11 protein-coding genes are annotated in these 13,365 nt (G+C 44.6%); 5 read left to right on the forward strand and 6 right to left on the reverse strand.

All coding sequences use genetic code 11. The features are described 5' to 3' along the window. Positions 1–531: 531 nt before the first annotated feature. Positions 532–711 (reverse strand): aspartyl-phosphate phosphatase Spo0E family protein, encoded by a 180-nt coding sequence (locus ACWXW9_RS03965; protein WP_044644219.1) that lies wholly within the window; start codon positions 709–711, stop codon positions 532–534. Between the two features lie 229 nt (positions 712–940). Beyond that, a complete protein-coding gene (locus tag ACWXW9_RS03970; protein ID WP_494928367.1) occupies positions 941–2,326 on the reverse strand; it encodes a helix-turn-helix domain-containing protein in 1,386 nt (461 codons plus the stop codon). A gap of 179 nt (positions 2,327–2,505) precedes the next feature. On the opposite strand from ACWXW9_RS03970, the gene ACWXW9_RS03975 reads away from it, so the two are divergent. The 3 genes from ACWXW9_RS03975 (at position 2,506) to serS (ending at position 5,020) form a co-directional block, all read left to right on the forward strand. Continuing rightward, complete coding sequence (locus ACWXW9_RS03975) at positions 2,506–2,937, forward strand: hypothetical protein (protein ID WP_494928368.1); 432 nt, start codon at positions 2,506–2,508, stop codon at positions 2,935–2,937. A 36-nt stretch (positions 2,938–2,973) separates the two neighbouring features. Further along, on the forward strand, positions 2,974–3,420 hold the full coding sequence (locus ACWXW9_RS03980; RefSeq protein WP_494928518.1) for an AbrB/MazE/SpoVT family DNA-binding domain-containing protein: 447 nt from the start codon (positions 2,974–2,976) through the stop codon (positions 3,418–3,420). Positions 3,421–3,718: 298 nt separating this feature from the next. Next, positions 3,719–5,020, forward strand: a complete 1,302-nt coding sequence (serS, locus tag ACWXW9_RS03985; protein ID WP_494928369.1) for a serine--tRNA ligase — start codon at positions 3,719–3,721, stop codon at positions 5,018–5,020. Between the two features lie 100 nt (positions 5,021–5,120). On the opposite strand, the gene hmpA is transcribed toward serS, so the two are convergent. Then, positions 5,121–6,350 (reverse strand): NO-inducible flavohemoprotein, encoded by a 1,230-nt coding sequence (gene hmpA / locus ACWXW9_RS03990; RefSeq protein ID WP_494928370.1) that lies wholly within the window; start codon positions 6,348–6,350, stop codon positions 5,121–5,123. A 348-nt stretch (positions 6,351–6,698) separates the two neighbouring features. Here hmpA and ACWXW9_RS03995 point away from each other — a divergent pair, with 348 nt between their 5' ends. Beyond that, complete coding sequence (locus ACWXW9_RS03995; protein ID WP_494928371.1) at positions 6,699–8,234, forward strand: family 43 glycosylhydrolase; 1,536 nt, start codon at positions 6,699–6,701, stop codon at positions 8,232–8,234. Between the two features lie 249 nt (positions 8,235–8,483). Here ACWXW9_RS03995 and ACWXW9_RS04000 read toward each other — a convergent pair whose 3' ends face one another. Both ACWXW9_RS04000 and ACWXW9_RS04005 read right to left on the reverse strand, forming a co-directional pair. Next, a complete protein-coding gene (locus tag ACWXW9_RS04000; RefSeq protein ID WP_494928372.1) occupies positions 8,484–10,433 on the reverse strand; it encodes an oxidoreductase in 1,950 nt (649 codons plus the stop codon). Between the two features lie 55 nt (positions 10,434–10,488). Further along, entirely contained in the window at positions 10,489–11,745 is a 1,257-nt protein-coding gene (locus tag ACWXW9_RS04005; protein WP_494928373.1) for an L-lactate MFS transporter, read from the reverse strand. A 216-nt stretch (positions 11,746–11,961) separates the two neighbouring features. Here ACWXW9_RS04005 and ACWXW9_RS04010 point away from each other — a divergent pair, with 216 nt between their 5' ends. After that, on the forward strand, positions 11,962–12,498 hold the full coding sequence (locus tag ACWXW9_RS04010; RefSeq protein ID WP_494928374.1) for a PadR family transcriptional regulator: 537 nt from the start codon (positions 11,962–11,964) through the stop codon (positions 12,496–12,498). Between the two features lie 99 nt (positions 12,499–12,597). Here the strand turns inward: ACWXW9_RS04010 and ACWXW9_RS04015 are convergent, their stop codons facing one another. After that, positions 12,598–13,308: a GntR family transcriptional regulator gene (locus ACWXW9_RS04015; RefSeq protein WP_494928375.1), complete on the reverse strand. Its 711-nt coding sequence runs from the start codon at positions 13,306–13,308 to the stop codon at positions 12,598–12,600. Between the last annotated feature and the right edge of the window lie 57 nt (positions 13,309–13,365).

The following is a 13,365-nucleotide window of genomic DNA, read 5'->3' on the forward strand; positions in this document are numbered from 1 at the left end:
AAACATGTGAGTATGTAATCTTATGTAATCGAGCAAAAAGTAGAGTGAAGAAAATTGCATATGAAATCACATTATAAATATATTGCATTGTTATTATAATTTTTTATCATTGGTAATTATTACAATAATAATTATATCACACGATTTCTGTTTTTCTACGCAAATGTTCAATAATCCTCTATAAATGAATCCCCTCTCCTAGATAGCTAACCTCACAAACTTTTAACAAGCTTGCATTGCCATTTCCTTTAGGTCAAAGGATAGGTTTTATTGGTCATTGGTTGGTTTTTGAAATTAATATGTGCATTAACTCTTACCTTATCACTCCAAAATTAATTACATTTTATGACATGTTAATGTATTTTTCTTTTAAAAAAGCCATTATATAGAATGATTATATTAGTTAGATGAGAGGAGGAATAGTTTTGCATAAACGGCATCTGTTTTATTTACTTGAACGAAACCAGGCGTCATGCTAAGGCAAGAAAAACAATGTAGGTGATGTGGCTCTGAAAGCATGAGGATGTTGGGTTATATCAGTTGGGTCAGCTTCTTGGTCTGAAACATACGGTTGTACTGATTAATCAGTTCATCCAAAAACATAGACTGTTCAAGCACACAGGCATGTCCGAAACCATACTGTTTGTACAGATCATGCAATCGTTGCCGGGCATCTTCCAACTGTTGATTTAACGTTTCATCTGTATTCATAGCGCATTCCCTCCTAATGTATCTCATTTTAGGATGGAATGTGGAAATATGGATCGCTATTTTAGCAATCAAAAATCAACAAAATATAGCAAAAAAAGACCAGCGGCTAGGCTGGTCAATGGTAATGAAATAGTGCTCGGATCAAAATCCACCAATGTGGTCTTGCGGTTTAAATGTGCCCAGGGTAGGATCTTTAGCCTGAACTGGTAGTACGAGTTCCAGTACAAGGCTAGTTGCTGCCAAGAGCAAAGCCATCTTTTTGATCGATTTCGTTCCACATTTTTTGAAGTTTTCTTCCTGTTTCAAGGACAGCTTTCACACTAAAGCGCTCAAATAATCGTGCACAATTTGAAATAATCAGTTGATTATTAATTGTAAGAGCATGTTCCCAAGCGACTAAAAGGCACTCGAAGCCATAAGAGTATCTGCCCTTATTCAGACTATAGTTAGCCATCTTGTACCAAAACCGTGCATACTGCTGTGGTAAAAATTGTTTTGTGTACATATCCGTAGATGGCACTTCCTGATACGCCGTAATTTGAGGTTCAAAACGCCGAAGGATATGATCCACATCTATGTTATAGCGATTGGCTGCTTCAATGACGTTTAAGAGTTCTGCAAAAATCTCTTTCTCGCCAGCCATATATTCTACGTAATCCGGCAGGACACTCACATCTCCTGACATCAGCTTGTTCACGTACGTATTAATTTTCGCCCATTGCTGAAATAGACCCAACCAATGGAGTGTATCTAGATCACTTTCCTTTACCCAGCTTAGATCAGCATACCCCCGAAGATGTGCTAATGCCTGCTTATGATCTCCCTTGGCATCACAGGCATTAGCACACAGCAGTTCAGCGTAAGCTATGTATACAAAAAGTGGCCTACTTAGCTTCTTTTGTGGTTCTTTTTCCTTGCGCTCAGAGTTATGAACCATGCCATAGTATATTCTCCCTAGCTGTCCCATCTGCTTTGCATACTTATACACCTTGTCCCACTGGCTCAATGCTCTGTACACATTCGCTAAATCTTTGAGTGCATCCAGTTGATCTACTTCATGCAAACGATGGACAAACGATTCAAATTTGGCGGCGGCGTCCATATTGCGATTCTGATCCTTTCCGATCGCAAGGGTGAACAGGCGATAGTGGCAGATCGCAAGTCGTTCCGAATGCTGCTGTTTTTCGCCCTCGGCGATGTTCTCGTATAGGTAAGCCGCTGCTTCCCGATAATCTTGTTTATAACAATCTTCTGCTAATGCAAAGAGATAAGGAAGATAGCCCAGATTATCCAGCAGCACACTTACTACTTTTTGCAAACAGTCTACGCGCTGAAACTGCACACAGCGGTACAAGAACGGGCTAATTCTTTTCCAGTTCAGCGGTGCATCTATCACACTTTCTTCAATATATCTTTCATAGAAATGGTCTGTTGGTAAATTCATTCCTAACGTAATGCGATCCAATTGGTGCACCGAAATGGTACGATTGCCCGTTACAATGCCGCTCACCGTACCCGGATTCATGCCAGCAATGTGTCCAAACTCGGTCATGCTCAAGCCTGCTTGTTTTAGGTATCTTTCTAATTCTGCTCTAATCTTGGGTGTGATTTCCATGAATAAACCACCCTTTCAGCGTGAACTTTAATATGATACACATTTTTTTAAAAAATATATTTTGGAAACTTATAATATAATAAAAGTTTTACCTACTCCTGATGATACCACCTTTTGGAATAACAATAAATACTTCTATTTTATTGCTTTTTATCTTGGTAATAGGAGGTCTTTCGGCAATGCCTCATGTAAAAATGACAAAAAACTTAGACCCTACAGGGCGCTTAGTCGTTCCCAAGGAAATCCTGTTTACATGCGATATTTTTCACGGTCATTCTATTGAATTTTTTGCAGATGAAAAGACGGGTACGCTATTACTACAAAGATACTACGGGCAGTCTTGTCATTTTTGTCTCTCTACCGAAGAATTAAGTGGTTTCAAAGGCTTTCTCATATGTAAAAATTGCAACTATATGCTCAAGACCGTATCTATGCGTGTACAAGCCTTTCAGCCCAAAGAGATCATGGCCCAGCTTCTTTTAGATCTATATGAAAACCATCCACATGCTACACAACAGCAATATGCTGGCATGTTGGGTATCTCAGAAGCCCGCATAAGCCAGCTCATACAACAAGTGTTCGATCAAGCAAGTGCCCAACTGGAGGAATAAGCTTGGCCAAGACAGATGAAGAAGGAGGGGATCATGATGAAGAATACAGGTATGACTCGCTCTTTAGATTCGTTAGGACGAATCGTTATTCCTAAAGAAATGCGGATGTCTATGGGTATCGATGTTGGCGATCCTTTAGAATTTTATATGGATATTGAAACCGGTTTTTTGAGTATGCGAAAGTATATCAGAGTCGCCTGTAATCTATGTAATGCTGACGAAGATCTGACCTATTTTAGAAATTCACTTTTATGTAAAAAATGTATACAAGAGATAAAAGGAAATATAGGCGTTAGTCGCACTCCTGCTCCAATGGTTAAGAAACCTGCGTACAAAGGAAAGAGAGTCAACCAATCATCACAACGATTAGTCGAGCGTCTAAGAAAAATGGTACATGAACATCCCCATGCCAAGCAGGGCGAATATGCACAATGGCTTGGCGTGTCGCAAGGCCGTATATCGCAGCTTAAAAAGTTGTTGTAGCTTGATTAACCTGCCAAAAATCCGTATACTAACAAAAAAGCAAACGACATTACGCCCGTGAAGAGCATCCAACTCGGAGGCGTTTACGCCAAGGAACATACATGAGTGTACAAGATGAACATGTATTCCTAAGTAAACCGGACACCCGCCCGTTACAGCGGAGCAAAGTGGATTGGAGAGTCATGACATCTGTTATACTGTCCGGTCAATTTGGGTGGCACCGCGAGATCAGAGCGCTCCTCGTCCCATGTGGATGAGGGCGCTTTTTGTATTTTTATCCGAAAAGGAGTGCGGTGTCATGTTGGATATCAAGTGGATCAGAGAACATCAGGAACAGGTTCAGGCAGCAGCAAATGGAAAAGGAATACAGGTCTCTGTTGCAGAGCTGCTCACCCTGGATAACCGGAGAAAGCAGTTGCTTCAGGAAGTGGAGCAACTCCGGCAGACGCGGAATCAGTACAGTCAGGATGTTGGCGCACTGATTCATGCCGGAAAGAGTGAACAGGCGGAAGCGGCCAAGCAGCAGGTTAAAGAAATTAACGGACAGTTAGACCGTCTGGAAGCCCCACAACGGGAAGTGGAGGAGCGGTTTCAACAGCTCATGCTGCTGGTTCCTAATATCGTTTCGCCAGATACACCACGGGGCAGATCGGATGAGGATAATGTAGAACTGGAGCGGGTCGGTACGGTTCCCGATTGGGGATTTGAGCCACGCGATCATATGGCGCTCGGCCAGCTTCACAGCCTGATCGACGTTACCCGTGGCGTCAAAACAGCCGGAACCCGGAACTACTACCTGACAGGAGCTGGAGTCACGTTGCACCGGGCAGTACAGCAACTTGCTGTGGACCTGCTGACCGAACGGGGCTTTCAGTTGCTGGATGTTCCGCTGATGGTACGCGCCGAGGCGATGCACAGCACTGGCTTCTTCCCGCTCGGGGTGGATCAGACGTACCGTATCGCAGGGGAGGATCAATGGCTCGTCGGTACCTCGGAGGTTCCGCTTGTTTCGTATTACAGCGGTGAAATCGTGGACGTTACAGACCCCATCCGGTTGGCGGCCGTATCGGTATGCTTCCGTAATGAGGTCGGCTCGGCCGGAAGAGATGTGCACGGACTGTATCGTGTGCACCAGTTCGCCAAGGTCGAGCAGGTGGTGATCTGCGAAGCCAGTCTGGACGCTTCGGAGCAGATGTTTCAGGAAATTACGCGCAATGCGGAAGACCTGCTTCAACTGCTGGAGCTGCCTTATCGCAAAATGGCCGTCTGTACAGGCGATATGGCGCAAAAAACTTACAAGCAGGTGGATATTGAGACATGGATGCCCAGCCGACAGGCTTACGGCGAGACGCATTCGTCGTCCCAATTGCTTAATTTTCAGGCGCGGCGTTCCAACATCCGCTACCGGGATGTGAACGGCAAGCTGCAATATGCCTACACGCTCAACAATACAGCAATTGCTTCACCCCGTATTTTGATCCCGCTGCTGGAGAATCACCAACAAGAGGACGGTTCGATCCGTATTCCAGATGCACTACGCCAGTATATACCGCATCGTGCAGCATTTCTGCGACCTCCCGGTCAGGACGGAACAGTCTGAGGATTAACAGCATTTAAGTAACACGGGCAGCATTAATATAAACTCCAAACGTGATGATCAACAAAGGCGAAGGAAACTATCCTTCGCCTTTTTAAACTCCTCACTGCGCTTCGGCTTCCCACGATCTGGCAGGGCCAAAAAATTCATAGTGGATATCCGAAGCAGGGATATTCCACTCCTTCAAAAGAGCATACACCGATTGCATGAATCCCTCAGGGCCGCAAAAGTAATATTGCGCGTTACGTTCCGGTATCACGGATTGTAACCAGGCCAGATCCAAACGGCCTTCCTTGTGAAAAGCCTGCGCCAGCCGATCCTGCTCCGTTGGTCTGCTGTAACACCACCGAACTGCGGTCTGTGCATGTGTGGCGACCAGCTTTTCCACCTCATTACGCAGAGCATGGTTATCCCCATTGACTGCTGCATGGACAAAGGTGATGGGCCGATCCGGAGCAGACTCCACCAAGGAAGCCAGCATGCTGACCATCGGTGTTAGCCCGACCCCACCGCTGATCAGTACCACAGGTCTGCGATCTGTTCGATCCAGCGTAAAATCGCCAGCCGGTGCAGATACCTGTAGTACATCGCCCGCCTGCACCTGCTCATGCAGATACACGGATACTTTACCTGCTGGACGGGACCCTACTTCATCCTCGCGCTTCACGGAGATCCGGTAGTGAGGTTGGCCCGGTGCATCCGAAAGACTGTATTGACGAATGTGGGTATTGTGTTCGCCCAGAATTTCCATCTTTAAGCTGATATATTGCCCAGGCTCGAATTCAGGCAGCACCTGTCCATCCTGCGGCACCAGATAAAAGGACGTAATTTGGTCGCTTTCCTTAACCTTTTTCTGCACAACAAAGCTCTTAAAGTCTGACCAGCCTCCCTGCTGCTGTCCAGCCTCCTTGTACATTTCAGCTTCCACGTCTATAAATACATTAGCGATCACACCATAGGCCTCGGCCCATGCGGCGATGATCTCGTCTGTAGCCGCATCTCCTAGTACGTCCTTGATCGCAGCGAGCAGATATTTTCCGACGATAGGATAATGCTCAGGCTTAATTCCCAAACTGCGATGCTTGTGTGCAATCTGCCGCACCACCGGAAGGATTTCCTCCAGACGATCAATGTGCTGTGCAGCCGCATATACAGCATTGGCCAACGCCCCTTGCTGACGTCCTTGCTTCTGGTTAGCGTGATTGAATATATTCAGCAGCTCGGGATGAGCCTCGAACATCATTTGGTAAAAGCGCTTGGTGATCGTAGTTCCGTGCACCTCCAAGACAGGTACAGTCGATTTTATCGTTGCAATGGTTTGCTCACTCAGCATCTTTGTATCCCTCTTCTCTCCAAAATAAGATGAACAAAGGGTGTTTCAACATATGCACCCCATTGTTAACCCTCCATTTACAGCCCAGTATACCCACATAAAGTAGCCTTTAATGTGATTGCAGTCACTTTAAATTTGAAATAATTCGTGAACGTGTCAATGACAAATCGCACAATCATAAACATTTCAGAATATAAGCAATGACCTTTCCCCTTTACGGTTTCACCATTCTAAAAACTTCAATTTATTCCACTTGTAAACGCTTCCAATTAAGGTAAAATCGAAGATGAGGTGCCGGACAAGCCCTTCTGGCCCATCCTATCCGCATTAAGGGAGGCAGATGATATCGTGGAGTCAATCAATAGCAAATGGCTGGGCGCATGGATATGCATCATACTTGCAGTGGTCGGTACAGGGCTTCAACCGAATGCAGCGCATGCCGATACGACAGGTGTGACCCATGCAACCTATGGAGTCGAAGCGCTGAATGGTTTGGATACCATTCATGCTGATGCAGCACTATCGCTGAACGCAGCAGCAAACACAGCCATTACAAACGGAACGGATTGGAAGGATACCGCAGGTAACCCGATTCAGGCCAACAGCGGCAATATTCTAAAAGTAGGCTCCACTTATTATTGGTACGGCGAGCATGCCGAGAACTGGAAATTTGAAAAAGTGAATGTATATACCTCAACCGACCTGAAAAATTGGTCCTTCCGCAGCACTATTCTCAGCAAGGATTCCGCCCCTGAGCTTAATTCAAGCAAAATTGAGCGTCCCAAGGTCATTTATAACAAAGCAACCGGAAAATACGTGCTATGGGCTCATTATGAAAATGGCACCGATTATTCGCTGGGCCGCGTAGCTGTCGCTACCAGCGATACACCAGACGGAACTTTTGCCTATCAAGGCAGCTTCCGCCCGCTGAATTATGAATCCCGCGATATGACCGTATTCACGGATACGGACGGAAGCGGCTACCTCATTACAGCCTCCCGCAAAAATGGCGGTGCCAACGATACGATGGCGATCTTCAAGCTGACCGACGATTATACGGACGTGCAATCGTTTGTGGGTTGGATTTTCGAGAATGGTTACCGTGAAGCCCCTGCTGTGGTGAAAAAGAACAATACCTACTACCTGTTTACCTCGCAAGCATCTGGCTGGTATCCGAATCAGGGTGCTTATGCCACCGCCAGCTCCATGACGGGAAGCTGGTCTGCACTTTCACCCTTCGGTGACCCGGCAGCTTACGGTTCGCAAATTCACTCCATCGCCACCATTACAGGCAGCGCAGGAACCAGCTACATTTATATGGGCGACCGTTGGAATCCACTCAATCTGAGCGACCACAAGTTCATATGGCTACCGCTGACCCTGAACGATTCCAGTAAGACGGCAACGCTGAACTGGTACAGCAGTTGGGATCTGGATGCTACGACAGGCAACGTCATTCTGCCTTCTCTTGTGAATCACGCGCAAGGCAAAACGGCGACTGCCAATTCAACCGCCTCCGGCTCTCCCGCTTCGCTGGCGAATGACGGTAACGCCCAAACCTCGTGGAAGGCTGCGTCTGCATCCTGGCCCGCTTGGTGGCAGGTTGATCTCGGCAGTACGAAGACGATCAGTGAAGTAGATATTTCCTGGTTTATGTACAAAGGATCTGAGGCGTATTATAAGTATAAAATTGAATATAGCACCGATGGAACTAACTATTCCACCATTGACCGCACGGGTAATACCGCGTATGGCTTTACCAGTGACAAGGTCAATTTTCAAGCACGCTACGTGCGAATCAATCTCGTCAATGCGGTGCTGTTTAATAACCCGAACAACTGGTATACACCGACTGTGCATGAAGTCAGACTGCTTGGTCATTAAATTTCGCATCTGGAATATTGCCTTAAACCCTTGAGATCGTAAGACCTTACGGGCAAATTCACCAAAGGCTATGCCATGCTGACCATCCATACAATCTGTAGTCCTAAAAAAAAATATCGCACAACTCTTGCGCAATGTTGTACCCATTTGCAGGAGTTGTGCGATTGGTGTTGAACCGCTATGTTCGAATGCCTCTCTTAAACTTCCAGAAGCGTCTCAGGCCAGGTGGTGATAGTGAGTCGCAGATCATTAGATATCAAGCGCTGCATGATATCCTTGATAGATTGCAGTCGTGATCGTAGATGCCTTCACACAATCTCCGATTTGTGAAACATAAGGTGCACAATCCATTAACTCATCTACTACGTTTCTTCTAGCTCGTTGTCCAAGCGCACAAATGACTGAAGTACCTGGAACAAGATGTTCTTCACCATTGGGATCGGAGCAAACAACACCTTCTTGTGTAACACATAGCCCTTTAAATCCTAAATGAACTTGAATGTTATTCTTTTCGATTTCTTTTAGCATAATGGGACGATGTCTAATATTAGCATCTGGAGCCAGCTCTGCCCTCATCTCTACCAGATGAACAGTCTTACCTTCCTGGGCAAGGTGAATGGCTGCTTCACAGCCTGCCAGACCTCCTCCCAATACGACTACGCTATCGCTGACCCTGTCCTTCTCCAGGTAATAGTCATTCACAATGACTACGTTATCACCATTCAATCCAGGAATCGGAGGAACAAGCGGTGCGGAACCAACCGCTATAATTAACGCATCCACATTTTCTTTCTCCGCATACTCTTTAGTAACAGGTGTATTCAAACGAATCTCAACGCCAGCGTCTTTGGCCAGTTTTCCGAGAGTAACACCTAACTCATACATCTCATATTTAAAAGGAATCGCCTGTTCTCCCCTCAAGATACCACCTACCTCGTCAGACTTCTCACATAGAATGACTTTATGTCCCCGTTTAGCTGCAGTAAGAGCTGCATAAAGTCCGCCTGGACCTCCGCCGGCTACTAGAACCTTACGTGGATTAGGGGAAGGATATATTTCTGTTCCATCCATTTCACGACCAATTAATGGGTTAACCGTACAGCGTCTTGTGGATGTTTCTGCACGTTCAGCCATACAGGTGAAGCATCTCAGACATTTAATAATGTCCTCATCGCGGTTACTCATCACCTTTTTTGGAAGCTCTGGATCAGCCAGCAGTGCGCGAGCCATTTCAACAACATCCGCCTGACCGCTGGCAATGATTTCTTCCATTTGAGCCGGGTCATTTAATCCGCCGACCGTTGCAACCGGAACACTTACATGCTTCTTAATCTCTGCTGCAAGATAAACGTTACTTCCATGAGGCAGGAACATCGAAGGATGTGTGATACCAAAGCCTGTCTGATAAGTTCCAGCAGATACATGGAGCAAATCGATTCTTGATTCGATTAATTTAGCAATTTCTATACCTTCTGTCAGGTCATAGCCGCCTTCAAACAACTCCGAGCCACTCATTCTAAACTCGATTGGGAAGCCAGAGCCCACCGCTTCACGGACACTGTCCAGAACCTCCTGTGCAAAACGCACCCTGTTTTCCAAAGATCCGCCATACTTGTCTGTTCTACGGTTGAAATAAGGAGAAAAAAACTGATTAATCAACCATCCATGTCCGCCATGGACCATAATCATTTCATAACCTGCTCTCTTGGCAAGTCCAGCACATCTACCATAAGCTGCTACGATATCATCAATTAGTTCTTGCGAAAGCTCCTTTACTTCTCTGCCGTCCGGGCGTACTCCGGGGCTGGGTCCCCACTGAGCAAGTCCTTGTTTCTTATTTTTGTCAGTCAGATAAGTTCCTGCATACTGTCCAGAATGAGACAATTCCACACTGGCAATTGCCCCATGACGGCGGATAGCGTCTGCAGTATAGGTAAAACTAGCAAGAGAATCTACTGTCCCCAGATCCAGATGGTACATATGGGAAGCTTCCGTTTCGGGATGAACTACAACTTCACTGACCGTGACTGACGCAGCACCGCCTTTTGCTCTTAATTCATAAAAAGCTGTAGATTTCGGTCCAATAGTGCAGTCAGCTGTAATATCTGTACCTCCCATAGGAGAGCCAAACATTCTATTTCTGAAAGTCACATTTCCAATCGTGATTGGTTTACTTAGGTTTGGATATTTTCTTTGCATGATTTCATTCTCCTTATCTGTATTTATTGCTTTCTTACATTTAATGGATTTATTTCTAATTATTATCCACAGCCATCTTCTGATTTTTTCGGGCAGCCAACTTATATACAAATGTTAGAACAAGTCCTGTTATGCCAAGTACGGCCGCAATGACAAAAGCTCTCTGATAGCTACTGTCTGTGCTGTAAACATGACTCATAATGGATGGGCCAAAGTATCCTGCTGTTGCAAATCCAATAAACATAATTCCATAATTCACACTATTATTTCTCACACCAAACTGATCGGCAGTAAATCCAGGAAATACCCCCATCAGTGCACCAAAGCATAAACCAATAACTGAAATACCAATATAGAATGTCAACACACTACCTTCACCTGAAAAATAAAGCAATGTGAGTCCTATGACCGAAAAGACAGAAGAAAATGCCAGGGTATTGATTCGACCGATTTTGTCCGAAATATAGCCTGCAACGATTCGTCCGCCCGTGTTAAACAATGCCAATACGGAAACAACTGTCGTAGCGGCTGCCGCAGACATACCAATCATTTTCTGAGCTATAGGAGAAGCTTGTGATGTACACATGAGTCCGGCAAAAGCACCACACATTAATAACAAGATCATGATATAAAACAGAGGGCTTGAGAGCATGCCTTTCCAGTCTTTGTCGTTCTGAATAGAACGGCCAACATTTACAGTCTTGGGTGTCCATCCTGCAGGGACAAAATCAGATGGACATTTCTCAATGAAGAAAGAAGCAGCACATACAATAATAAGAAATGCTATACCGATGATAATGAATGCTGATGTCACACCAGACCTACTGATTAAACTATTGGCAATAGGAGGTATAATAACTGAGCTTATTCCATAAGCAGCCGTTGTTATACCGCCAACTAATCCTCTTTTGTCAGGGAAAAACTTAATAGAGTTGCTAATTGTGCATCCGTAAACCATTCCCGTTCCTAGGCCGAGTACGATACCGTAAGCCAATACCAGGTAACCTACAGATGTTGCAAATCCTGATAAAATCATACCGCCTCCAAACAGCAAGCCCCCTACAAAGATCACTTTCTTGGGCCCGAACCGATCATTAATCCAGCCACCTGAAATCATCGTGATAGGACCTACCGAATTTGTAATCGTAAATGCTATAGCCAAATTCCCCGGTGTTAAACTAAGTCCTGTTACGCTGCTCAAATATTCTGCCATTGGGGCAGAAAATACACTCCACGCGTAAATTGATCCAATACACAGATTAATAAAGCAGCTTGCAATCAGAATAATCCATCTCTTTTTTGTAAGTTCCACTAAGATCTTCTTCTCCCTCGTCGTTGTATTGTGAAATCATTCACATATTTCGAATTAATATTAACACGCACTTTCGAATATATCAACACAAACATGTATGTATATATATGATTTGTTGAACATGTTTTTTAATATATGTATTAATCTTATTGAGGACTCGCTAAATATGTTATACTTAACCAATAAACGACGAATATGTATAAGGAAGAGAGCCTTATGAGAACTTTAAAATATGCCATCCTAGGCTTGTTAAATAAAGAACCTATGACTGGTTATGATATCGGTAAAGAATTCAGTAGAGATTTAGGCGAATTTTGGACTGCAAAGCACAGTCAGATCTATCCAGAATTAAAAAAACTGCTTAATGAGGGACTTATCGTCTACGAAATCCAAATTAGCGGAGAGATTTTAGAAAAAAAATTGTATTCGATTACGGAGGAAGGCAAAGAAGATTTTTTACAATGGTTAAAAAAAGCGGAGCCTATTGAACCCACTCCCAAAGATGTGTTTAGGCTGAGAATGTATTTTTCTAATCATCTGGATGTAACAACCCGATTAGATCTGTTGGAACATCAGCTGCTTCAACATCAAGATAGGCTGGAACATTTACGCAAAAATAAAGAACGCTATGAAACTATTCCTCCTCTTGATAGTGATAACTTTGGCGATTATCTTGTATTAGATGGTGCTATTTTACGCGAGATTGGAATCATACAATGGTTAGAAAATTTTATTTCTTATTGTAAAAAATAGAACATCTCCTTTTCCCCTAAATGGTTAACCAAAAGAAAGCATAAGGATCCGAGATCTGTAGCTCGAATCCTTATGCTTATTCTTTTATTCTTTACTCGCTCAACGCATCCGGTTCACCGTGGTAAACACAAATTTATCGTACCGATGCCGCGAGAAAGAGTATTCAAATGGTATACCCGTATCCAGATAACCCACCTGCTCAATTTCCAATATCGGATCATCCGCTGCACAGTCCAGGTGCTCCCGATCCAGTCTTGTTGACTTGGATGCTCGGATCGTACGATGTGAACCCACAATATTAAGGCCCAGCTCCTCCTTAATATGTTTGTACACCGAGCCGTGCAGCACCTGCTCGGTAATACCGCTAACCAGCTTCGTTGGCATGTACGTGCGCTCGATAACATAGGGCTCGCCCTCTACAACACGCAGACGGATCACGTGATATACCGGGGAATTGGCATCAATAAATAGTTGGGCAGCTACCTCCTCGGATGGAAATTGAACATCAAAAGCGACAATTTTATTTTTAATCTCTTTCCCGCGCAGTACGTTGGTCAGCCCCAGCATTTCATTTACAACGACGTTAACAGGGCCATTGTGGACCGATTTGACGATAAAGGTCCCGTGTCCTCTCTTGCGATTCAGCAACCCGTCCATCACCAATGTGTCCAATGCCCTCTTAATCGTCATCCGACTTACACGAAATTCTTTTGCCAGTGAGATCTCATCGGGAATCGGATCATCACTGCTATAGGTTTTATTCATAATCCGCTCTTTGACCTCTTGTGCAATCCGCTCGTATTTGTTCATGTGTCTACCACCTGTACTAAAAATTGTTTTATGTCAGCATTTTACCAAAACATCGGT

The sequence above is a fragment of the Paenibacillus sp. LT-B23 genome (assembly GCF_059417685.1).